21 protein-coding genes are annotated in these 22,740 nt (G+C 61.2%); 15 read left to right on the top strand and 6 right to left on the bottom strand.

Annotated features, from left to right (window positions below):
- Both BLX42_RS23425 and tnpB read right to left on the bottom strand, forming a co-directional pair.
- A partial coding sequence (locus tag BLX42_RS23425) for an IS66 family transposase zinc-finger binding domain-containing protein (RefSeq protein ID WP_161872774.1) occupies positions 1 to 692 on the bottom strand: 692 nt, incomplete at its 3' end.
- A gap of 18 nt (positions 693 to 710) precedes the next feature.
- Positions 711 to 1,070, bottom strand: a complete 360-nt coding sequence (gene tnpB, locus BLX42_RS23420; RefSeq protein ID WP_009687920.1) for an IS66 family insertion sequence element accessory protein TnpB — start codon at positions 1,068 to 1,070, stop codon at positions 711 to 713.
- Positions 1,071 to 1,528: 458 nt separating this feature from the next.
- Here tnpB and BLX42_RS23415 point away from each other — a divergent pair, with 458 nt between their 5' ends.
- Positions 1,529 to 2,623, top strand: coding sequence for a D-alanine--D-alanine ligase family protein (locus BLX42_RS23415; protein WP_125924729.1), 1,095 nt, complete (start codon positions 1,529 to 1,531; stop codon positions 2,621 to 2,623).
- Here the strand turns inward: BLX42_RS23415 and BLX42_RS23410 are convergent.
- Positions 2,583 to 3,278: a GntR family transcriptional regulator gene (locus tag BLX42_RS23410; protein ID WP_042111626.1), complete on the bottom strand. Its 696-nt coding sequence runs from the start codon at positions 3,276 to 3,278 to the stop codon at positions 2,583 to 2,585. The genes BLX42_RS23415 and BLX42_RS23410 overlap by 41 nt on opposite strands.
- A gap of 410 nt (positions 3,279 to 3,688) precedes the next feature.
- Here BLX42_RS23410 and flhA point away from each other — a divergent pair, with 410 nt between their 5' ends.
- From flhA to BLX42_RS23340, 14 genes are all read left to right on the top strand, one after another.
- Positions 3,689 to 5,818 carry a flagellar biosynthesis protein FlhA gene (gene flhA / locus BLX42_RS23405; RefSeq protein ID WP_046785346.1) on the top strand — a complete coding sequence of 710 codons (2,130 nt, stop codon included), beginning with the start codon at positions 3,689 to 3,691 and terminating at the stop codon, positions 5,816 to 5,818.
- Positions 5,819 to 5,829: 11 nt separating this feature from the next.
- Positions 5,830 to 7,137: a flagellar biosynthesis protein FlhF gene (gene flhF / locus BLX42_RS23400; protein ID WP_046785345.1), complete on the top strand. Its 1,308-nt coding sequence runs from the start codon at positions 5,830 to 5,832 to the stop codon at positions 7,135 to 7,137.
- 93 nt (positions 7,138 to 7,230) lie between these two features.
- Positions 7,231 to 8,064: a flagellar synthesis regulator FleN gene (gene fleN / locus BLX42_RS23395; RefSeq protein ID WP_011534890.1), complete on the top strand. Its 834-nt coding sequence runs from the start codon at positions 7,231 to 7,233 to the stop codon at positions 8,062 to 8,064.
- Complete coding sequence (gene fliA / locus BLX42_RS23390) at positions 8,061 to 8,801, top strand: RNA polymerase sigma factor FliA (protein WP_012315498.1); 741 nt, start codon at positions 8,061 to 8,063, stop codon at positions 8,799 to 8,801. The genes fleN and fliA overlap by 4 nt, the downstream gene beginning before the upstream one ends.
- A 104-nt stretch (positions 8,802 to 8,905) precedes the next feature.
- Complete coding sequence (locus BLX42_RS23385) at positions 8,906 to 9,280, top strand: chemotaxis response regulator CheY (protein WP_115274187.1); 375 nt, start codon at positions 8,906 to 8,908, stop codon at positions 9,278 to 9,280.
- A gap of 18 nt (positions 9,281 to 9,298) precedes the next feature.
- Positions 9,299 to 10,087, top strand: a complete 789-nt coding sequence (locus BLX42_RS23380; protein ID WP_039601990.1) for a protein phosphatase CheZ — start codon at positions 9,299 to 9,301, stop codon at positions 10,085 to 10,087.
- Between the two features lie 12 nt (positions 10,088 to 10,099).
- The gene (locus tag BLX42_RS23375) at positions 10,100 to 12,331 is read left to right on the top strand and encodes a chemotaxis protein CheA (RefSeq protein WP_161872773.1); all 2,232 of its coding nucleotides are present in this window, start codon (positions 10,100 to 10,102) and stop codon (positions 12,329 to 12,331) included.
- Between the two features lie 46 nt (positions 12,332 to 12,377).
- Entirely contained in the window at positions 12,378 to 13,508 is a 1,131-nt protein-coding gene (locus tag BLX42_RS23370) for a chemotaxis response regulator protein-glutamate methylesterase (protein WP_046785342.1), read from the top strand.
- On the top strand, positions 13,508 to 14,248 hold the full coding sequence (locus BLX42_RS23365; protein WP_012315493.1) for a flagellar motor protein: 741 nt from the start codon (positions 13,508 to 13,510) through the stop codon (positions 14,246 to 14,248). The genes BLX42_RS23370 and BLX42_RS23365 overlap by 1 nt, the downstream gene beginning before the upstream one ends.
- A 3-nt stretch (positions 14,249 to 14,251) precedes the next feature.
- Entirely contained in the window at positions 14,252 to 15,109 is an 858-nt protein-coding gene (motD, locus tag BLX42_RS23360; protein ID WP_161872772.1) for a flagellar motor protein MotD, read from the top strand.
- A gap of 91 nt (positions 15,110 to 15,200) precedes the next feature.
- Entirely contained in the window at positions 15,201 to 15,992 is a 792-nt protein-coding gene (locus BLX42_RS23355; RefSeq protein WP_046785340.1) for a ParA family protein, read from the top strand.
- Positions 15,989 to 16,864, top strand: a complete 876-nt coding sequence (locus BLX42_RS23350; protein WP_115274189.1) for a CheW domain-containing protein — start codon at positions 15,989 to 15,991, stop codon at positions 16,862 to 16,864. Before BLX42_RS23355 ends, BLX42_RS23350 begins: the two co-directional genes overlap by 4 nt.
- Positions 16,865 to 16,906: 42 nt before the next feature.
- On the top strand, positions 16,907 to 17,386 hold the full coding sequence (locus tag BLX42_RS23345) for a chemotaxis protein CheW (protein WP_003254393.1): 480 nt from the start codon (positions 16,907 to 16,909) through the stop codon (positions 17,384 to 17,386).
- A 1-nt stretch (position 17,387) separates the two neighbouring features.
- Positions 17,388 to 17,783, top strand: coding sequence for a DUF2802 domain-containing protein (locus tag BLX42_RS23340; protein ID WP_046785338.1), 396 nt, complete (start codon positions 17,388 to 17,390; stop codon positions 17,781 to 17,783).
- A gap of 107 nt (positions 17,784 to 17,890) precedes the next feature.
- On the opposite strand, the gene BLX42_RS23335 is transcribed toward BLX42_RS23340, so the two are convergent.
- The 3 genes from BLX42_RS23335 to BLX42_RS23325 all read right to left on the bottom strand — a co-directional run bounded on the left by BLX42_RS23335 (position 17,891) and on the right by BLX42_RS23325 (position 22,693).
- Positions 17,891 to 20,686: a dermonecrotic toxin domain-containing protein gene (locus BLX42_RS23335; protein WP_161872771.1), complete on the bottom strand. Its 2,796-nt coding sequence runs from the start codon at positions 20,684 to 20,686 to the stop codon at positions 17,891 to 17,893.
- A 121-nt stretch (positions 20,687 to 20,807) separates the two neighbouring features.
- Positions 20,808 to 21,140 carry an EscU/YscU/HrcU family type III secretion system export apparatus switch protein gene (locus BLX42_RS23330; protein ID WP_115274191.1) on the bottom strand — a complete coding sequence of 111 codons (333 nt, stop codon included), beginning with the start codon at positions 21,138 to 21,140 and terminating at the stop codon, positions 20,808 to 20,810.
- On the bottom strand, positions 21,137 to 22,693 hold the full coding sequence (locus BLX42_RS23325) for a flagellar hook-length control protein FliK (protein WP_161872770.1): 1,557 nt from the start codon (positions 22,691 to 22,693) through the stop codon (positions 21,137 to 21,139). Before BLX42_RS23325 ends, BLX42_RS23330 begins: the two co-directional genes overlap by 4 nt.
- Between the last annotated feature and the right edge of the window lie 47 nt (positions 22,694 to 22,740).

The following is a 22,740-nucleotide window of genomic DNA, read 5'->3' as shown; positions in this document are numbered from 1 at the left end:
CGGGCCAAGGTTTGCCGGGGGATTTCGATGCCATGCCGGGACAGTACGCTTTCAAAACGGTGTAGCGGCAGACCATCGACATACTTGGTGGTCAGCAGCATGGCCAGCACGCTGGGGCTGGCCATGCTCTTTTCGATCAACTGGGCTGGCTTGTCAGCGGTAACCGGCGCGGTTTCGCAGCCCCGGCACCCGTAAACCTTGCGCACGTGTTTGAGTACGCGGATCTGCATCGGCACGATGTCGAGCTGCTCGCTGGTTTCCTCGCCAATGACATGCTTGCGGCAACCACAGGCGCAGGTCAGTTCGTGCTCGGGCAGGTCGTGGATGACTTCGACCCGAGGCAGATCGGCCGACAGTGGTTTGCGTTTGCCGCGACGTTTGGCAGGCGCAACGACTTCTTCGTCGGCATCGTCAACCACCGCCAGTAGCGGGTCGCTTTCGGGTTCGTTGAACATCGCCAGTTGCGGCGTGTTGGGATCGACAGTTTGCTCGGACTTACGGCCAAAGAAACGGTCACGCCATAACTTGATCTGCTCTTTCAGGTCGTCGATGTGTGTCGTATAAGCCTCCTTGACCTCCTGCTCGCGCACACGGGCAGCCGATTGCTCACACGCACGAGCAGCGTAACTCTCAAGCAGCATTTGCTTGAGCAGAACAGGGTCATCCGGGAGGTTGTCGGGCACTGAAATCATGGCCCGGATTATACCGGGTCAGGCGACGAAACGGGGCGTCAGAACCTGATGCGGACGGTTGCGCCAGAGGTCGAAACCGTCGAGTAGCCAGTTCAGTTCTTGGACGGTCAGGACAATCGCTTCGTCGGTGGCGTCGGGGGAAGTTTTGAAACGTTCGGCTTCGAGGCGTTTGAGCCAGAGACAGAAGCCGTTGCGCTCCCAGTACAACACCTTGATGCGGTTACGGGCTTTATTGAGGAAAACGAACAGTACGGGGTCGAACACGGCGACCTTGATATCCAACTCGACCAGCGCGGTGAGGCCGTCGATGGACTTTCGGAAGTCTACGGGCTTGGGATAGAGGTACACCTTTTCGACTTTGCTGTCGGGTCGCATCATGGCGGGCGGACTCCAGAAAGAAATCGGGAGCGCAGCATCGGGCATCAGGTGGACGCTTGGAATGTGGGGATGATGGATCCCTTACAGTACATGAGCAAAAAGTGTTCTCTCAGCTTTTTGTCAGGTCGCCCCCAATTGCTGTTTGCCCAAGCGCCTTTCCTTTCTTGCGCAAGGCTTGCCGCGCAGCGGCATGCGTTAAATAGGCTGACAGGGTCGGTGCTGTTCAAGGCCCTGCCTGATTTGGAGCCGCTGATGCATTCTGGTGCTGAGATCGCGATCGCTCTGATCTGGAGATCCGGCGCGGCGTTTAGGGACTCGCAAGAACGCTCGCCCAGGCTCCCCCCGTTGGTGATTTCTAAAGCCATGGTCTTCCTTTCCTGGATATCGGCAATAGCCGTTGTTATATTTGTTGGATATTGGATACAGTAGCCAAAATTTCCAGGCCGAGGTCTATCGAAATGAAACAAAATGTGATCGCATTGGTTTTTGGGGGGAGGAGCTCAGAGCACTCAGTGGCGCTCCGCTCCGCCTCTATGATTCACGAGGCGCTAATGGCCCTCGGTCACCGTGTGCACTGTGTGGGGATAGATCGTGAGGGGAGCTGGAGATATCAGGGGGAGCCGTGCCAGTTTCCAGGCGAGGTTGATCGGTCGGCGCCTTTGATTTCAATACGTCCAGGTCATCCCTCGCTCTCGTACACAACTCAAGGGAGCGACACGGTGGAGATTGCGATCGATCTGCTCTTTCCGGCACTGCATGGTCGGTGGGGGGAGGATGGGACGATTCAAGGATTGGCAGCGATGTGCGGTTTGCCTTGTGTGGGCTCCGGGGTGCTGGGTTCAGCAATGTCCATGGATAAGGATGTTACGAAGAGAATGCTCCAGTCTTCTGGGCTAGTTGTGGGGCCATGGAGGGCCATGAATTTCATGCGCCCCTGGGAAGAACTGGTCGAGTGCCTGGGTAGCAGCACGCTCTTCGTGAAGCCCGCTAATTCGGGGTCATCGATTGGTGTATCTAAGGTATCCAATGCCTTGGAGTATGCTGAGGCATTTGCTATTGCAGCATGTCAAGACGCAAAGGTGCTTGTGGAGGCTGAAATCTGTGGAAGAGAGATAGAGTGTGGTGTGCTCGAACTTGAGGAAGGCTTGATCGCCTCGGTGGTGGGTGAAATACTTAAAAAGGAAGGGCAGGCATATTACGATTATCAGGCGAAATATGATTCTAAAAGCGGAGCAGATATTCGTGTGCCAAGCTTATTGGCACCGGACATTGTCGAACGCATTCAGGATTTATCCGTTCAAGCATTCAGATGCCTTGAACTGAAGGGATACGCCAGGGTGGATTTTTTCTTGACAGAGGATGGTGCAATTATTCTCAATGAGGTCAATACGTTACCCGGATTTACAGGTTCCAGTATGTACCCGAAAATGTTTGAGTGCTCCGGCTATCCCCCTGAGAAGCTAGTAGGAGCGCTGGTGGAATATGCGCTCTCGTCAGCATCGAAGGACCGTTTTAAGGCGCGTCCTGTCGACGCCGTGTCTCCAGAAACGTAACGATTGAATCTCGTCCCTCGGCAAGGTGCTCGGCCAAATATTGCTTGGCGGCTTCGCGATCACCCTGAGCGCACGCTTTCACAATTCGTTTGTGATCCTGTTGCGATTTCTTGTGGTAGTCGAGATTTGTCAACAAAAAACGAAGATGGCGATCCACCGAGTCATGAAGGGACTTAATCAATGCAAGTAGCCTGGGGCGTTTGGCTTTTGAATAAAGAAGGTGATGAAACCTTTCATTTAGTTCGCTAAGCTGGTGCGGATCTGTTGCCTGCTCCATTGTAGACACGAGGTCATGCATCTGCGCCAGATCATTCGCTACAATATTGGAAAAACCAAAATCCAGGGCTGTGCATTCTGCCATGATCCGCATGTCATAGATCTCGACAATATCTTCAATCGTCATGATCGCTACAGATGCGCCTTTATGGACTTCATAGGTAACAAGCCCTTCGGCCTCCAATTGCCTTATGGCGTCCCTTACCGGCATTCGACTCAAACCGAATTTTGAGGCGAGCTCTTCTTGGCGCAAAGCCGTGCCTTCGGCTATTGCGCCAGAAAGTATGCCTTCCCGTAGCGACTCGACTACATAATCCATCGCGGTTTTATGGCGATGTTTGTCAGGAACGATAAAGCTATCGAGAGAGTTTGCCACCATGTTCTCCGGGTCAAGCGATGCAGTCAAAAACGCTGGCGAAGGTATCACAGACTCACTAGGGCTACCAATCGAGTCATTGACTGATGTTCAGTGCCTTATAGCTGTCATTTGCCCCCTGCATGCGCATAGAAACCACGCGCTTTGGCATGTTCAAATCAGTGTGAGTTTTTGCAGCGGATCAGCCTCTCTGTGGTTTTCCGAGAGGTGAAGCTTTGGGTCGCTGCCATTGAAGCGAGTGGGTAGGAGGTCTTGTTTCTCTTGTTGATTGCCCGCTGATGAGCCACCAGTCAACGCGATGGGGCCCGCCCGGTTCACGTTTCACGTGGGATCGGTCAAAGTTGGAAAGCTTCTTGCAAAGCCACGCCCAAGCGCCCCTTGGGCGTCAAAGTTTTGCTTGAAGAGGGCTCTCGGTGGATCGCAGTCAGTTAATCAACAACGCACGCCACAACCTGGCCGGCCTGGGCCGGGGCAACCTGGGTGTGCCGCTGTTGCTGCTGGTGATGTTGGCAATGATGATGTTGCCGATACCGCCGTTCCTGCTCGACGTGTTCTTCACCTTCAATATCGCGCTGTCGATCGTGGTTCTGCTGGTCTGCGTGTATGCCTTGCGGCCACTTGATTTTGCCGCCTTCCCCACCATTTTGCTGGTCGCGACGCTGCTGCGACTGGCGTTGAACGTCGCCTCCACGCGCGTGGTCATGCTCCATGGTCAGGAGGGCCATGGTGCCGCAGGCCAAGTGATCCAGGCTTTCGGTGATGTGGTGATCGGCGGCAACTATGTGGTCGGTGCGGTGGTGTTCGCCATCCTCATGATCATCAACTTCGTGGTGGTCACCAAGGGTGCCGGGCGCATCTCTGAAGTGAGCGCGCGTTTCACCCTCGACGCCATGCCCGGCAAGCAGATGGCGATCGACGCCGACCTCAACGCCGGCCTCATCGATCAGGCCCAGGCCAAGGCGCGGCGCGCTGAGGTCGCCCAGGAGGCCGAGTTCTACGGTTCGATGGACGGTGCCAGCAAATTCGTGCGCGGTGACGCCATCGCCGGCCTGTTGATCCTGTTCATCAACCTCATCGGCGGCATGCTCATTGGCATGCTCCAGTACAACATGTCCTTCAGCGAGGCCGGCAAGGTCTACGCGCTGCTGACCATCGGTGACGGTTTGGTGGCGCAATTGCCATCACTGCTGCTGTCCACCGCTGCTGCGATCATGGTGACCCGTGCCTCCGGCTCCGAGGACATGGGCAAGCTGATCAACCGGCAGATGTTCGATTCGCCCAAAGCGCTGGCGGTGTCGGCAGGCTTGATGATCGTCATGGGCCTGGTGCCGGGCATGCCGCACTTCGCTTTCATCAGCCTTGGCCTGTTGGCCGGCGGTGGTGCCTATCTGGTGTGGAAGAAGCAGCAGAAGGCCAAGCTCGCCGCGCAGCAAGAGGTGCAACGCCAGCAGGACCTGTTGCCGTCGCCGCAACGGGCGATGGAAACCAAGGAGCTTGGCTGGGATGACGTGACGCCGATCGACATGATCGGCCTGGAGGTCGGCTACCGCCTGATCCCGCTGGTCGATCGCAACCAGGGTGGGCAGTTGCTGGCCCGGATCAAGGGGGTGCGCAAAAAGCTCTCCCAGGACCTGGGCTTCCTCATGCCCACCGTGCACATCCGCGACAACCTCGACCTGCAGCCCAGCGCCTACCGCCTGACGCTGATGGGCGTGATTCTGGCCGAGGCCGAGATCTACCCGGACCGCGAGCTTGCCATCAACCCGGGGCAGGTATTCGGCACCCTCAACGGTATCGCCGCCCGTGACCCGGCCTTCGGCCTGGAAGCGGTCTGGATCGATATTGGCCAGCGCGCCCAGGCGCAGTCGTTGGGCTACACCGTGGTCGATGCCAGTACCGTGGTTGCCACGCACCTCAACCAGATCCTGCAGAAGCATTGCCATGAACTGATCGGCCACGAGGAAGTGCAGCAACTGCTGCAGGTGCTGGCCAAGGCTTCGCCTAAACTTGCCGAAGAGCTGGTGCCTGGTGTCATTTCCTTGTCGGGGCTGCTCAAGGTCCTGCAGGCATTGCTCGCCGAGCAGGTGCCGGTGCGTGACATCCGCAGCATTGCCGAGGCCATCGCCAATAATGCCGGCAAGAGTCAAGATACCGCCGCGCTGGTGGCGGCAGTGCGCGTCGGATTGTGTCGCGCCATCGTGCAAAGCATTGTCGGCGTTGAGTCCGAGCTGCCTGTGATCACTCTTGAGCCAAGGTTGGAACAGATTTTGCTCAATAGTCTGCAAAGGGCCGGGCAAGGTCAGGAAGACGGTGTTCTTCTGGAGCCGAGCATGGCCGAAAAGCTGCAGCGTTCGTTGATCGAAGCGGCCCAGCGTCAGGAGATGCAGGGCCAGCCGGCCATCCTTCTGGTTGCCGGCCCGATCCGAGCCATGCTGTCGCGCTTCGGTCGCCTGGCTGTACCGAATTTGCATGTTCTGGCGTATCAGGAAATACCGGATAACAAGCAAGTCACCATCGTTGCCACCGTGGGCCCCAACGGCTGAGGTAGTGGGTTATGCAAGTTAAGCGTTTTTTCGCCGCCGATATGCGCCAGGCCATGAAGCTGGTCCGTGATGAGCTGGGCTCCGACGCCGCCATCATCGGTAACCGGCGCATCGCTGGCGGTGTCGAGCTGACGGCCGCGCTGGACTACAAACTGTCCGCGTTGGCCCCGCGCGTGCCCAATGCCGAGCTCGAGCACGAGCTGCGCAAGACCCAGACGCGCATCGCCACGGCCCAGGCCGAGCTGGACAACCGCAGTGATGCCACCGAAGGCAGCCGCCAATTGTTCGCCGGCCAGTCGCTGACCGCCTCGCAGCCGTTGATCGAACCGCATGTGGATGTACCGGCCCCTGCAGCACCTGCTGCACCGGCACCGGTCGACCCGCGCCTGTTCGATGCCATGCGCTCTGAGCTGTCGGGCCTGCGCGAGCTGCTTGAAGTGCAGCTTGGCTCGCTGGCCTGGAGCCAGCTGCAAGGCAGCAAGCCGGCGCAGGCCAACCTCTGGCGCCGGCTGCAGCGCATCGGCCTGTCGGGGCCGATCGCTCGCGAACTGCTTGACCTCACTGCCGAAATCGAGGAGCCGCGCCAGGCTTGGCGCATGCTGCTGGCGCACTTGGCACGCATGATCGAAGTGCCTGAGATCGAGCCGATCGAAGAGGGTGGTGTGATCGCCATGGTCGGCCCCGCCGGCATGGGCAAGACCACCACCCTGGCCAAGCTGGCGGCGCGCTATGTGCTCAAGTACGGCCCGCAGAACCTGGCCCTGGTCAGCATGGACAGTTTCCGCATTGGTGCCCAGGAGCAGCTCAAGACCCTGGGGCGCATCCTCAACGTGCCGGTGACCTATGTAGACCCCGGCCAGTCGCTGGCCCAGGCGTTGGAGCCGCTGCTGCGCAAGCGCGTGGTGCTGATCGATACCGCCGGCCTGCAGGCCAGCGACCCGGCCCTGCGCATGCAGCTGGAAAGCCTCGCCAGCCGCGGCATCGCCTCGAAGAATTACCTGGTGCTGGCCACCACCAGCCAGAAGCAGGTGCTGACGGCTGCCTATCACAGCTACAAACGCTGTGGGCTGGCCGGCTGCATCCTGACCAAACTCGATGAAACGGCGAGCCTCGGCGATGTGCTGAGCCTGGCCATCAGTCATGAACTGCCCGTTGCCTATCTTACCGATGGCCCGCGCATTCCTGACGACCTGCACTTGCCGCGGGCGCACCAACTGGTTACCCGCGCGGTCAATGTGCAGTTGCAGGACGAGCCCAGCGAAGAGGCCATGGCCGACATGTTCGCTGATCTCTATCACAACCCAAGGAGAGCGGGTTGATGATCAAGCGTATGCAAAATACCTACACCAAGGGGGCCGCAGTCATGCCCCACGTGTGGCTTGGGTCCAAGCGAGACAAGGTGAACAACGAACATGGGTAGCATGCATCCCGTACAGGTGATCGCCGTAACCGGTGGCAAAGGTGGCGTCGGCAAGACTAACGTTTCAGTGAACCTGTCCCTGGCGCTGGCCGAGCTCGGCCGCCGGGTCATGCTGCTGGACGCCGACCTGGGCCTTGCCAACGTCGACGTATTGCTGGGCCTGACCCCCAAACACACCCTGGCCGATGTCATTGAAGGGCGCTGTGAGCTGCGCGACGTGCTGCTGCAGGGGCCGGGCGGCGTGCGCATCGTGCCGGCGGCCTCTGGCACGCAGAGCATGGTGCACCTGGCCCCGGCCCAGCATGCCGGGCTGATCCAGGCCTTCAGCGAGATCGGCGACAACCTCGACGTGTTGGTGATCGACACCGCTGCGGGGATTGGTGACTCAGTAGTCAGCTTCGTCCGTGCAGCCCAGGAAGTGCTGCTGGTGGTGTGCGACGAACCCACCTCGATCACCGATGCCTACGCGCTGATCAAGCTGCTCAATCGCGATTATGGGATGAACCGTTTCCGCGTGCTGGCCAACATGGCGCAGAGCCCGCAGGAAGGGCGCAACCTGTTCGCCAAGTTGACCAAGGTCACCGACCGCTTCCTCGACGTTGCCCTGCAATACGTCGGCGCCGTGCCGTACGACGAGTGTGTGCGCAAGGCGGTGCAGAAGCAGCGGGCAGTCTACGAAGCCTTCCCCCGTTCCAAGTGTGCGCTGGCCTTCAAGGCCATTGCGCAGAAGGTCGACAGCTGGCCGTTGCCGGCCAACCCGCGCGGGCATCTGGAGTTCTTCGTCGAGCGCCTGGTGCAGCCCACCAGCGCAGGGCCGGTCCTATGAGTGCGAGCGGGTTCAAGATGTACAGCAAGGCGTCCAAGGACGCCCAGTACGATCTGGTTGAACGCTACGCGCCGCTGGTCAAGCGCATTGCCTACCACCTGCTGGCGCGCTTGCCTGCCAACGTGCAGGTGGAAGACCTGATCCAGGCCGGCATGATCGGCTTGCTTGAGGTGGCCAACAAATACGACGCCAGCAAGGGCGCCAGCTTCGAAACCTACGCCGGCATCCGCATCCGCGGCGCCATGCTCGACGAGGTACGCAAAGGTGACTGGGCACCGCGCTCGGTGCACCGCAACACGCGCATGGTCAGCGATGCGATGCGCGCTGTGGAAGCAAGAACCGGCCGTGACGCTAAAGATCATGAAGTTGCGGCCGAACTCAAGTTGAGTCTCGATGATTACTACGGGATTTTGAACGATACCCTGGGTAGCCGCCTGTTCAGCTTCGACGACCTGTTGCAGGACGGCGAGCACGAAGGGTTGCACGAGGAGGGCGCCAGTGGCCAGGTCGAGCCGTCGCGCGACCTGGAAGACGAGCGCTTCCAGGCCGCACTGACCGATGCCATCGCCAACTTGCCGGAGCGCGAGCGGCTGGTGCTGGCGCTGTACTACGACGAAGAGCTGAACCTCAAGGAAATCGGTGAGGTACTGGGGGTCAGCGAATCGCGTGTCAGCCAGTTGCACAGCCAGTGCGCCGCGCGACTGCGCAGCCGCCTTGGGGAATGGCGGGCGCGTTGAGCCCGGGGTCGTTGCAGTCGTTTTCACGTTGTACCGAATTGATTGAATGCGCGCTCGGGGCCGAGCGCGTTTGAGACTGCTTGGAGGTCTAATTGAACAAAGACATGAAAATCCTCATCGTTGACGACTTTTCGACGATGCGGCGGATCATCAAGAACCTGTTGCGTGATCTGGGCTTCACCAATACCGACGAAGCCGACGACGGCACCACGGCATTGCCGATGCTCGAAAGCGGCCATTACGACTTCCTGGTGACCGACTGGAACATGCCTGGCATGTCCGGCATCGACTTGCTGCGCAAGGTACGTGCCCACGACCGCCTGAAGGCCATGCCGGTACTGATGGTGACGGCCGAAGCCAAGCGCGACCAGATCATCGAAGCGGCTCAGGCCGGCGTGAATGGGTATGTGGTCAAGCCGTTCACCGCCCAGGTGCTCAAAGAAAAGATCGAGAAGATCTTCGAACGCGTCAACGGCTGAACAAAGTCAGGGGGCGCCATGGAATCAACACAAACGTCTTTGGGGGAGTTTGAGTCAACCCTGAAGAAGCATGCCCAGGAACTGGTCGAAAGCCTGGAACGGGGCCGGTTCGGCGAGGCGGTGCAGCTGATTCATCAGCTCAACCAGACCCGCGACCGCGGCTTGTATCAGGAAGTCGGCAAGCTCACCCGCGAGCTGCACAGTGCGATCGTCAGCTTCCAGATCGACCCGCGCATGCCGCAGGCCGAGGAAGTCTCGCAGATCACCGACGCCACCGAACGTTTGTCCTATGTGGTCAAGCTTACCGAAGGCGCCGCCAACCGCACCATGGACCTGGTGGAGGAGAGCACGCCCGTGCTCAACGACCTGGCCGCTGAGGCGCAGAACCTGAGTGTCGACTGGCAGCGCTTCATGCGCCGCGAAGTCGCTGCGCCGGAATTCCGCGAGCTGGTCAAGCGTGTCGACAGTTTCCTGACGCACAGCGCTGAAGGCAACCGCAAGGTATCTGGCCACCTCAATGACATTCTGCTGGCTCAGGACTATCAGGACCTGACCGGCCAGGTGATCAAGCGGGTGACCGCGCTGGTGACCGAAGTCGAAAGCAATCTGCTCAAGCTCGTGCTGATGGCCAGTCAGGTCGACCGTTTTGCCGGTATCGAACATGACCACCAACAGCTGCGCGCTGAAAAAGATGAAGAAAAATATCCGGCTCGGGGTGAAGGTCCGCAGATTCATGCCGATAAGCGTGAAGACGTTGTGTCCGGTCAGGACGATGTCGATGATCTGCTGTCCAGCCTGGGTTTTTAAGGAGCACGTTTAATGAGCTTCGGCGCCGATGAAGAAATCCTTCAGGATTTCCTGGTAGAAGCCGGCGAAATTCTTGAGCAACTGTCCGAGCAACTGGTCGAGCTGGAAAGCCGGCCCGATGATGCCGACCTGCTCAATGCGATCTTTCGCGGTTTCCACACTGTAAAAGGGGGCGCCGGCTTCCTCCAGCTCAATGAGCTGGTGGAGTGCTGCCATATCGCCGAGAACGTGTTCGACATCCTGCGCAAAGGTGAGCGCCGGGTCGACGCGGAACTGATGGACGTGGTGCTCGAAGCGCTGGATACGGTCAACAGCATGTTCGGCCAGGTGCGCGAGCGCAGTGAAGTGACCCCGGCCACGCCTGAGTTGCTGGCGGCCTTGGCCCGCCTGGCCGAGCCGGGTAGCGCCGAAGCTGCTGCGCCGGTGGCCGAGGCTGCGCCTGCGCCGGCCGAGCCTGCTGCCGAGGCAGACATCACCGACACCGAATTCGAGCAGTTGCTCGATTCGCTCGATGCGGTCAAAGCCCAAGCAGCGGCTGCCGAACAGCAGCTGCAGGGCGAAACGTTGGCCGGCTCCGGTGACGAGATCACCGACGACGAATTCGAGTCGTTGCTTGACCAGTTGCACGGCAAGGGCCAGTTCTCGGCCGAAGTCGTTGCCACAGAGCCCGTGGCCGCTGCAGCCAGCGCGCCAGCCAGCGACGAAATCACCGACGAAGAGTTCGAGTCGCTGCTGGATCAGCTGCACGGCAAGGGCACGTTCCAGGCGGACGCGCTGCCTGCTGCCGTTGCTCCGGTGGCCGGTGAAGTGCCAGCTGCCGGTAGCGGCGATGAAATCAGCGAGCACGAGTTCGAGGCATTGCTCGATCAGTTGCATGGCAAAGGCAAGTTCACCGGCGATGCCGTGACCGCTGAAGCGCCCGCCGCCGTTGCCACCCCTGTCGCCGCCAAGCCGCAAACCCAGCCTGTGGCCAAGCCGGCACCGGCACCGGCACCGGCACCTGCTGCTGCGGCCAAGCCTGCCGCGCCGGCCCGCGCGCCCGCACCGGCTGCCGAAAAACACGCGGTAAGCGAAGCGGAAACCACCGTGCGCGTCGACACTGCGCGCCTGGACGAGATCATGAACATGGTCGGCGAGCTGGTGCTGGTGCGTAACCGCCTGGTGCGCCTGGGCCTGAACAGCGGTGACGAGGCCATGTCCAAGGCCGTGTCGAACCTCGATGTGGTCACGGCCGACTTGCAGACTGCGGTGATGAAGACCCGCATGCAGCCGATCAAGAAAGTCTTCGGCCGCTTCCCGCGCCTGGTCCGCGACCTGGCCCGCCAGTTGAAGAAAGAGATCAACCTGGAACTGGTCGGTGAAGAGACCGACCTGGACAAGAACCTGGTCGAGGCATTGGCCGACCCGCTGGTGCACTTGGTGCGCAATGCGGTTGACCACGGTGTCGAGATGCCTGAAGAACGTGAAGCCTCGGGCAAGGCGCGTACCGGCCGCGTGGTGCTGTCGGCCGAGCAGGAAGGCGACCACATCCTGCTGTCGATTTCCGACGACGGCAAAGGCATGGACCCTAACATTCTGCGCGCCAAGGCCGTGGAAAAGGGCTTGATGGACAAGGACGCCGCCGACCGTCTGAGCGAGTCGGACTGCTACAACCTGATCTTCGCTCCGGGCTTCTCGACCAAGACGGAAATCTCCGATGTGTCCGGCCGTGGTGTCGGTATGGACGTGGTCAAGACCAAGATTTCCCAGCTCAACGGCTCGATCAACATCTTCTCGGCCAAAGGCCAGGGTTCGAAGATCGTCATCAAGGTGCCGCTGACGTTGGCGATCATGCCGACCCTGATGGTGATGCTGGGCAACCAGGCGTTCGCCTTCCCGTTGGTCAACGTCAACGAGATTTTCCACCTGGACCTGTCGCGCACCAACGTGGTCGACGGCCAGGAGGTGGTGATCGTACGCGACAAGGCGCTGCCGCTGTTCTACCTCAAGCGCTGGCTGGTTCAGGGCCAGGTGCATGAGGAGCAGCGCGAGGGCCACGTGGTGATTCTGTCTGTGGGCACCCAGCGCATCGGCTTCGTGGTCGACCAACTGGTGGGCCAGGAAGAAGTGGTGATCAAGCCGCTGGGCAAGATGCTGCAGGGCACCCCGGGCATGTCCGGCGCCACCATCACCGGCGACGGTCGCATTGCGCTGATTCTCGACGTACCGAGCATGCTCAAGCGTTACGCGGCGCGGCGTATTTGATTTCGGTGGCGCGCCCTTGCCGGCTGCGCCACCTAATGGAGTGTTTATGGCAGTCAAGGTCCTGGTGGTGGATGATTCGGGTTTCTTCCGCCGCCGCGTCTCGGAAATCCTCTCGGCGGACCCGACGATCCAGGTCGTCGGTACCGCGACCAACGGCAGGGAAGCGATCGACCAGGCGCTGGCGCTCAAGCCCGATGTCATCACCATGGACTATGAAATGCCCATGATGGATGGCATCACCGCAGTGCGGCACATCATGCAGCGCTGCCCGACGCCGGTGTTGATGTTCTCCTCGCTGACCCACGAAGGCGCCCGGGTGACCCTCGACGCGCTGGATGCCGGTGCGGTGGATTACCTGCCGAAGAACTTCGAGGACATCTCCCGCAACCCGGAGAAGGTCAAGCAGATGCTGTGCGAGAAGGTTCACACCCTTTCGCGCAGCAACCGTCGTTTCGGTGGTTACGCAAGCCCCGCTGCGGCGGCTGCGCCGGCACCTGCCAGCGTTGCGCACACCGCCACCAGCAGCCTGGCCAGCCCGGCGCCAACGCGCAGCGTGGCGCCTGCCCGTGCGGCGGCGGCACCGGCGTCAACCCATTCGCCAGCGCCCAAGCGCAAGCCCTACAAACTGGTGGCTATCGGTACGTCGACCGGCGGCCCGGTCGCCCTGCAGCGGGTACTGACGCAACTGCCTGCCGGGTTCCCGGCGCCGATCGTGCTCATCCAGCACATGCCGGCGGCGTTCACCAAGGCTTTTGCCGAGCGCCTGGACAAGCTGTGCAAGATCAGCGTCAAGGAAGCCGAGGACGGCGACTTGCTGCGCCCAGGCCTCGCCCTGTTGGCCCCCGGTGGCAAGCAGATGATGATCGATGGCCGGGGCACGGTGAAGATCCTGCCCGGTGACGAGCGCTTGAACTACAAGCCCTGCGTGGACATCACCTTCGGTTCGGCAGCCAAGTCGTATGGTGACAAGGTGCTGTCGGTGGTACTCACCGGCATGGGCGCCGACGGCCGTGAAGGTGCACGCCTGCTCAAGCAGGGCGGCAGCACCGTGTGGGCCCAGGATGAAGCCAGTTGCGTGATCTATGGCATGCCCATGGCCATCGTCAAAGCCAACCTGGCCGATGCGGTGTACAGCCTGGATGAGATCGGCAAGCACCTGGTCGAGGCGTGTGTCTGATGGATGTCCTTAGCCTGATCGGTCTGATCCTGGCCTTCGTCGCCATCGTCGGTGGCAACTTTCTCGAAGGGGGCCATGTCGGGGCGCTGCTCAATGGCCCGGCAGCCCTGATCGTGTTGGGCGGTACCCTGGCGGCGGCGCTTTTGCAGTCACCGTTGTCATCGTTCAAGCGTGCCTTGCAGATCTTGCGCTGGATCATCTTCCCGCCACGGGTTGACCTGGCTGGCGGTATCGACCGGGTGGTGAACTGGAGCCTGACCGCACGCAAGGAAGGCCTGCTGGGCCTGGAAGGTGTGGCCGATGGCGAGCCCGACCCGTATGCCCGCAAGGGCTTGCAGCTGCTGGTTGACGGTGCCGAGCCCGAGGCCATTCGCAGTATCCTCGAAGTCGATTTTCTCACCCAGGAAGGCCGCGATATCCAGGCTGCCAAGGTATTCGAAAGCATGGGTGGCTATGCGCCGACCATCGGTATCATCGGTGCGGTGATGGGCCTGATCCACGTGATGGGCAACCTGGCCGACCCGTCGCAGTTGGGCAACGGCATCGCTGTGGCGTTCGTTGCCACCATCTATGGCGTGGCCAGTGCCAACCTGATCCTGCTGCCGGTTGCGAGCAAGCTCAAGGCCATTGTCATGCGCCAGTCGCGCTACCGCGAAATGCTGCTCGAAGGCCTGTTGTCGATTGCCGAGGGTGAGAACCCGCGTTCGATCGAGTTGAAGCTGCAAGGCTTCATGGAGTAACCCATGCGTCGCCGTCGCCATACCGAAGAACACGAAAATCACGAGCGCTGGCTGGTGTCGTACGCCGACTTCATCACCTTGCTGTTCGCTTTTTTCGTGGTCATGTACTCGATTTCCTCGATCAACGAAGGCAAGTACAAGGTCATTTCGCAAGCACTGCTCGGGGTGTTCAACGACCCTGAGCGGAGCATGAAGCCAATCCCTATCGGCGATGAGCAACCGCTCAGCATCAAGCCGGCCGAGCCGTTGATCAATGACAGCGAGCAGACCGACGCAGGCCTTGCGCAGAGCAGCGTCGACCCACTCAAAGCCATCAGTGACGACGTACGCGATGCCTTCGGTGACCTGATCAAGTCCGACCAGATGACCATCCGCGGAAACGAGCTGTGGGTGGAGATCGAGCTGAATTCCTCGCTCCTGTTCGGCAGTGGCGATGCCATGCCCAGCGACAAGGCTTTCGACATCATCGAGAAGGTGGCGAATATCCTCAAGCCGTTCGCCAACCCGGTGCACGTCGAAGGCTTTACCGACAACCTGCCGATCCGTACCGCGCAATACCCGACCAACTGGGAGCTGTCTTCGGCGCGGGCGGCGAGCATCGTCCGCCTGCTGGCGATGGAAGGCGTCAACCCGGCGCGCATGGCCTCGGTGGGGTATGGCGAATATCAGCCTGTGGCCGGCAATGACACTGCTGAGGGCCGGGCGCGAAACCGCCGTGTGGTGCTGGTGATCTCCCGCAACCTTGAAGTACGCCGCAGCCTGACCGGCTCCGGCAGTGCCAACGCCACACCGGACGCTGCCTTGCGCCGCGCTGGCACACAAAGTGCACCGGCAACCCCAGCAGCGATGGCGGGGCAGTGACTCGTCAATTCTCTGTCACCGCAAACCCATTGCGGTCCGGAAAACCGGATCGCACAGGGGGCAGCGGCCTCCATGAATCAAGAGTTGTCCTATGAGAGTCTGGGCAGTAGCCAATCAGAAAGGCGGGGTCGGCAAGACCACCACCACTATCGCCCTGGCCGGTTTGCTGGCCGAGGCGGGCAAGCGCGTGGTCGTCGTCGACCTCGACCCGCATGGTTCGATGACCAGCTATTTCGGGCACAACCCCGATGCGTTGGAGCACAGCTGTTACGACCTGTTCCTGCACAAGGGCCAGGTGCCGGATGGCTTGCCCGGGCAACTGCTGCTGCCCACCAGCGACCAGCGTATCTCGCTGCTGCCCTCGAGTACCGCATTGGCGGTGCTGGAGCGTCAGTCGCCGGGGCAGAGTGGCCTGGGCCTGGTGATCGCCAAGAGTCTGGCGCAGCTGTGGCAGGACTTCGACTTCGCCCTGATCGACAGCCCGCCGCTGCTCGGGGTGCTGATGGTCAATGCACTGGCCGCCAGCCAGCAACTGGTGATTCCGGTGCAGACCGAGTTCCTCGCGGTCAAGGGCCTGGAGCGCATGATCGGCACGCTGGCCATGATCAACCGTTCGCGCAAGCAGGCCTTGCCGTACCAGATCGTGCCGACCCTGTTCGACCGCCGTACCCAGGCCTCGCTGGGTACGCTGAAAGTGCTACGTGATGCCTATGAGCATCAGGTATGGCAGGGCTACATTCCGGTCGATACGCGCTTGCGCGATGCCAGCCGCAACGGCGTCACGCCGTCACAGTTCGATGGCAAGAGCCGCGGCGTGATCGCTTACCGGGCATTGCTCAAGCACCTGCTCACCTACAAGACTGCAGTACAGGTGGCTTCATGACGGTGAAGACCGGTACCCGGCCGCAACTGGCCCTGCAATCCTATCTGGATGGTCTGCTGCAGGAAGCCACCGAGGCTGAGGGCATTCTTGACCTGCCGGCTGCGAGCGACGAATTTGCCGCTGCCGTGCGCGAAGAACAGGCCCGAGATGCGCAGCCGCAGGTCCAGAGCCCTGCAGTCAGCATCCCGGCAAGGCCTTTTGCCGAACCGCAGGCCGGGGTGCTTGCGACCGTCTTGCCGGTCGAAGCGCCGGTCGTGGCGGTGGTCGAGACCAAGGTGGTGGCCGAAGCCGCCATTCCTGTACTGACCCAGGTTCAATCGCCCGAGCCCGTCGCGCCGCTGGTTGAAGTCAACCTGCCCGCGCCGAGTGCGCCCGTGCCACCGGCAACGGTCGATGGTCGCCCGGCCTGGGCGGCCGAGCCCTTCGAGTGCCTGCTGTTCGACGTCGCCGGGCTGACGCTGGCGGTGCCGCTGGTGTGCCTGGGCTCTATCTACAGCCTGGAGGGCCAGGAGCTGACGCCGCTGTTCGGCCAGCCGGACTGGTTCCTTGGCATCCTCACCTGTCAGGCGGGCAACCTGAAGGTGCTGGACACGGCGCGCTGGGTCATGCCGGATCGCTACCGGGACGATTTCCGCCAGGGCCTGCACTACGTCATTTCCGTTCAGGGCTACGAATGGGGGCTGGCGGTGCATCAGGTCAGCCGTTCGCTGCGCCTGGACCCGTCCGAGATCAAATGGCGCAGCCAGCGTGGCCAGCGACCGTGGTTGGCCGGCACGGTGATCGAACACATGTGTGCGCTGCTGGACGTCGCCGAACTGGCCGAGCTGATCGCCAGTGGCGCGGTCAAGCAGTTGCATGCCAAACACAAATAACTGCGAACACACCGCCATCGGCGGAATTTGAGGGCTAGGGGAATGAAAAAGTCGTCTGCACAAGGTTCGGAAGATCCGATTCTGCAATGGGTAACCTTCCGTCTGGACAACGAGTCCTACGGCATCAATGTCATGCAGGTGCAGGAAGTCCTGCGCTACACCGAGATCGCCCCGGTACCGGGTGCGCCGAGCTACGTGCTGGGTATCATCAACCTGCGTGGCAATGTGGTGACGGTGATCGATACCCGTCAGCGCTTCGGCCTGATGCCTACCGAGGTGACCGACAACACCCGTATCGTCATCATCGAGGCTGACAAGCAAGTGGTCGGCATCCTCGTCGACAGCGTCGCCGAGGTGGTCTACCTGCGTCAGTCGGAGATCGAGACTGCACCGAACGTGGGTAACGAAGAGTCGGCCAAGTTCATCCAGGGTGTATGCAACAAGAATGGAGAACTGTTGATCCTGGTCGAGCTGGACAAGATGATGACCGAGGAAGAGTGGTCCGAGCTGGAGAACATCTGAGTTGATTTTCGAGGTTGCTGTCATCTTCCTGGCGCTGTTGTGGGCGCTGAGCCTGTGGTTCTTCCTCAACTACAGCAAGCGCCAGCGCGAACTCGCTGCCCAGCAGGCCCAGGGCGATGCGGTGCGTGACCAGCGCATCAAGGACCTGGCCAAGCGCCTGGATGACTACCAGAACGGTACCGTGCGCATGGGTGAAGCCATCCATGAGTTGCGCGCGGTGGTGGCCACCTTGCCAGACCGGTTGGAGCGTCTGGAGCAACGCGACCCGAGCAATGTCACCTTCAGCCAGGCGGCCAAACTGGTAGGGATGGGGGCGAGTGTGTCGGAGTTGACCGAAAGCTGCGGATTGACGCAAGCCGAGGCCGAGCTGATGAGCAAGTTGCATCGTAGCGAGTAGTTGAAGCAGCGAGTAGTTGAAAAGGCGACCCAGGTCGCCTTTTCCTTTTCTGTACCGGCTCGTTCAAGCCAGTCTGCGGCTCACACAAACCCCAATGAATATGCCGCTCAGGGCCTGACCCAGGAATTGAATCCGCCGATCCTGGCAACCCGGTCAAGCGGGAGCATCTGCCTTTGCACCGCCCGCAAGTCAGTAAGGTTCACGAACTGCCATGAGTGGGTTCGGGGGAAGGCGTACAGGTTGATGATCTGGCGCATGACGCCGAGCTCTGGCAGGTGGCGATCGACCATGTCGGTGAGCAGCCTCGGCCCGGTGAGGCGGCAAAGGGTCTGGGCATATTGATAGAAGCCGTGCGGGTCAGTTTGCAGGGTAGGCTTGCTGTCGTAGAAGCCTGGTTCCTCCAGGTAGCGCGCATGCATCTCTTCGAGGATTGCCCTTAGTGTCGGATTACCCGCATGGCTGCCTATCAGGCTGCTGTTATAGAGGGTGTTCATGCCCATTTTTTCATTGGACACAGGGGGGTAGAGCAGCAGGCCGCTTTCGGTGGTGGCGAGTGTCACGTCATCAAGCCGCTCACCCGGCTGCCCCCTGGGTACACCGCCGATGACCGAAGGGTACTCACCCGGTGCCAGCAATGCATCGTCGATGTCCATGTACAAGCCTCCCTCGTGCTCTAGCAGGGCAAAGCGCAAGATGTCTGCGGCGGAGGCAAAGTTGCTGGCCACGCCGCCGTTCCCGTCGATCGCCGCCTGATACTGGGTGTAGTTGTCGCTGCCCCGCAAGCTTGCATAGAACGGCTGGTCTTCAAGTGCCAGTACCTCGACCCCCGGGGCATGCGCTGTCAGGCGAGCCAGGTTTTCCTGGAAGGCAGCAGGCTCGGCCCTGGAAAGATAGAGACGCAGCGCGTACTGCGTATCCTGCACTTTCAGGGCGTTGCTGGCGACGTTGTCGATCAACAAGTCCGGAATGACCTTGTCGCCCACCCACACGTTGAGGATCTGCTTGGGGATCGGGCGCAGGTCTGCGGCGTGTGGCGCGGGCAAATCGATGGGGAGCTTCAAGTCCACGCCCAATGCACGCAGGGTTGCCATGCGCATGGCATTGGTGACCGGACGCGTTCGCACATCTACTTCAACCAGGTTGAGCGAGCCCGGCGTTGCGATGTAATAGGTCGGCTCGACTTCATTGAGATCGCTTTGCAGGCGAAACGCATCTGTTTGCATGTCGTAAAGCATTTCTGCCTGATAACCCCCGATCATTGCGGCTAGCAGGTCAGGCGTACCGTCGTAGCGAGGAGTCCTGATGATTGCCCCGGCAACGGCAGTGTTTGCGTCAGCCAGTGGTGCAATAGGGTCCGGGATATGGAAATAATCAGCCACTTCGGCCAGCGGCAGGTGGGGCGGCGTGATGGGGCTCAATGGGTAGCCAGGTTTCCCGTTGACCCTGCTGGGTAGCACGAAACCATCGTTTTTGATGCGCAGCAGCGTGGGGGCTTCGGACAAGCCGGCAGTGATCAACGGCGCTGCATTGAGCAACCCGAAGACCGACGTACTGACGCCTTCGGCTTTCTGTTGTGCGCTCTTGCCTTCAATGGCCTGGTCCAGGCCCAGGCCAAACTGGGCGACGCCGCCCAGGGCGAACAGCGGGGCCAGCTCGGGGACCACCAAAGCCAGGGGTGCCAGCAGGTTGATCGCTGAGTTCAGGTAGCCGCGCCACCTGGCCTTGGTCACCTCACGGTCGCTGGTGATGATGAAACTCGCATCCTGGTAGCTGCGCTGCTTCTGGCGTTTGGCCAAGGTAAGGAACAGGTCGCCCTGGATCAGCGGGCTGTAGTCCTTGGCCTTGTAGTTGATGTAGTCCTTTGGTGGCCAGATGCCTTCTGCCGTGAAACCGGGGCGGTTGCTGTCCAGATGATAGGGTTCTGGATAGCTGCCAAGGCCACATAGGGCAGTGTGAAGGCCGCTGTAGCTCAAACCGTCTTCGCGGTCAGCAAGCGCGAAGTGGGCTTGAAGAGCATCGCGTTTATCGGGAGCACGGCATTGTTCGGCGAACCAGTCCAGCAGCGCCTGTTTGCCCCTGAACTCATGCAGCGGCGAAGCGTTGCCCGGAATGTAGAGCAGAACCAGGTCGCTGACGGCGTCGTTTATACACAGCAGGTCGGTGGCCGCATAACCGTACACATTCAGCAGCCTGGTCCGTACCCTCGGTTTGCTGCTGACCGTGCCGTCGCTGCGCAGCACCGGGGCCGCAGCTTCCAGGCCGCATGCCTGCCAGGCCAGTTGCCTGCCAGCGTCAGTGAGGCTGCCTTCGGCCGCTTGCTTGTTGCAGGCGGCGATGAAGTTGATTTTTGCACCGATGCGGTAGTGGTCCAGGTGAGCATCCCAGTAGCTGTCGAGCATCGACTTGTAATGCTCGTGCAAGTCCAGCTCCCAGATAAAGGACTCAAAGGCCTCGGCGTCCAGTGGAACATGATTGCTGGCGTTGTATTGCTGCTTGTCGCTATGCCTGAACAGGCCGTTGTAGACGCCATACGGTGAGTGGTTGTCCAGCAGGCTTTGTTCGCACAGGCTGTCGACGATGGTCAGCGGGCCATCGGGTAGATGTCCGGCCCAAGGCGCACCGATTGCCGCGCCCAGCCAGTTGTTGGCCGATTCACCTTGCCAGTTCGACAGCACCGCTTGGGTCAGTGTCATTTTCTGCGCAATGACGGCAACCCAGCCGAGCTTGGGGTTGAACTGGCAGTGCAGCGTGACGGCATCGACCCTGTCGGGGTCAAGGTCTATGGTGCGTTCTTTGGCCCACTGGCGTATGGCGTCGGCTGCTGCCCGGTCCGGGCGCGGAAAACCGGCGAGGCTGTCGCGCACATATTGCACACCCTTGGCATTTACGTATCGGTTCTTCATGGAATTCACTTTCGCAGCGGGGAAGGGCTGGCAAAAGTGACTTGTGCAGAGAGGGGGGTGGGGCTAATTAATTGTGGGGTTGTTCACCGGCCTTTAGCGATCGCCCGCGCGCCTCACCGTATCAACCCGAGGGCAGACGCAATGTTTGCGGGGTGATGTCACGGCTTTGGGCTGGCTCGTCGTCGAAGCCAACAGGGACTTTGCCGCGCAATTGCCAGGCGAAGGCGATGATCTCGGCGATGGTCAGGTACAGCGCTTCGGGAATCTGCTCGCCCAGCTCCAGGCGAGCCAGCAGGCGCACCAGCTCAGCGTTCTCGTAGATCGGCACTTCATGTTCACGTGCCAGCGCCAGGATGGCCTCGGCCAGTTCATCGTCGCCTTTGGCACTCAGGGTGGGGGCTTGCTGGCCATCGTAGCTCAGGGCGATGGCCTGACGCGGTTGCTTGCTGCTCATGCGGTTTCGTCCACCCAGCGTTGTTCCACACGTGTGCGCGGCCCTTGAGGCGGGATGCCGGGATGACATTCGAGGTCGCCAACGTCCAATCCGCGGGCCAGAAGGCGTTCACGCAGCGCGCCGAGCTGGCTGTCGATCAGCCGGGCGGTTTGTTCACGTTCAGCCCACAACTGGCCGGACAGCCGGCCCTGGCTCAGTTGCGCCTGCACCTGCAGGGGGCCGAGCGGTGCCAGGTCGAAGGCCAGGTCGATGCGCCACAGCGCCTGCAGTGGGTCCTGTTGTTCACGCTCCCGGTCAGCTTGTTGCTGTGCGGTTTCCTCGCGCTGCAGCTTGACCTGAAGCGGAATGAAATCCAGGCCATGGCGCACGGGTATCTCGGTTTGCCAGGTGGTCTGCAGGTTGCCGTTTTCCAAGCTGCCGGATTGTTGCAGGCTGCTCAGGGCGTGGCTTTGCAGGCGCGAGATGGCCGCGGCGGCGAGGCGCAGCAGCTGCTGCAGGTCGCCTTCGTGTTCCATGGCCTGCAGCAACCGGGAGGGCAGCGGAAACCCGCCTGGCTGTTGCTTCGGGCTCGCCCGCTCGAGCATGCCCAGGGCGCCGCGTGCCATGGTTGGCAAAGCCTGGGCCAAGGTGGTCGAGACGAAGGCAGGACTTGCCGGTGCGTACGCCGAGGCCTGGGCCACCAGCCTGATCAGATGGGCCTTCAGGTCGGTTGCCACGTGTGTGCTCTGGCCGCCAAGCAGTTTCGCTTCAAGGAATGCCCCGCTGTTGCTCAAGGCCTGGGCAAACGCTTTGCCATCGCCCAGTTGGCGAGCGTCCGGCAGGCTGGCCAGCAGGCGCTCGGCGCTGGTGCGCAGTTCGCCGTTGCCGCTCGGGTCGCTGGCTATTCGCTGCAAAGCGTTGAGCAGGCCGGGCAAGGAGGCCTGGCGGCCCTGTTGGGTGAGCAGCTGCTGGGCGATGTTCAATTGCTCCTGACGGCCGCTGAGCGGCACGAAGCGTAGCGACTGGTCGCCTTGCACCAGCGCGCTGAGCAGGCTGCCGACCGGCAACGGGCGCGGGCTGTCGATGGTCAGGACGGCGCCTGCCTGTGCGCTGTTGAGCAAGCTCACCAGCGCGCGAAAGCTGGTGGCGGCACCAGGGCCAAGGGCAAGTGCCTGGTTGGTCAGGACCTTGCCTTGCAGGAGGGTGCCGACAGGCACCTTGCTGGTATCGAGTTGAGTGAGGAGGGTGACGTTGCTGGCGCTGGCCTGTTGCACCATTACCGCGAGGCGGTTGCTCTCTGGCTGGCTGACGGTGATCTGGCTGCCTTGAGGGATGGGTTGGCTGGTGGTGACCTGCAGCTGGTTCTGCTTGCCGTTGGCCTGGATCAGCTTGAGCACCAGTTGAAACTCGCCACCTGACTGGCGCAGCGTCAGTACCTCGGCCTGGGCGGTCTCGCCAGGCTTGAGCAGCCCGGGTTGTGCCTGGGTCAGGTTCAGCAGCTCGCCGGTCAGCGCCGCCTTGATCGCCTGCGGGTTGACGACGTTTTGTGCGCCGAGACTATTGATTTCAGTCATGATTGTATACAACCTGTCGAGCCCGCCCTCTTGGCAGCGGGGCAGCG

Origin of the sequence: Pseudomonas sp. SG-MS2 (assembly GCF_009933855.1) — a bacterium.
GTDB classification, from domain to species: domain Bacteria; phylum Pseudomonadota; class Gammaproteobacteria; order Pseudomonadales; family Pseudomonadaceae; genus Aquipseudomonas; species Aquipseudomonas putida_E.
This window is presented reverse-complemented; position numbering and strand designations above follow the sequence as displayed.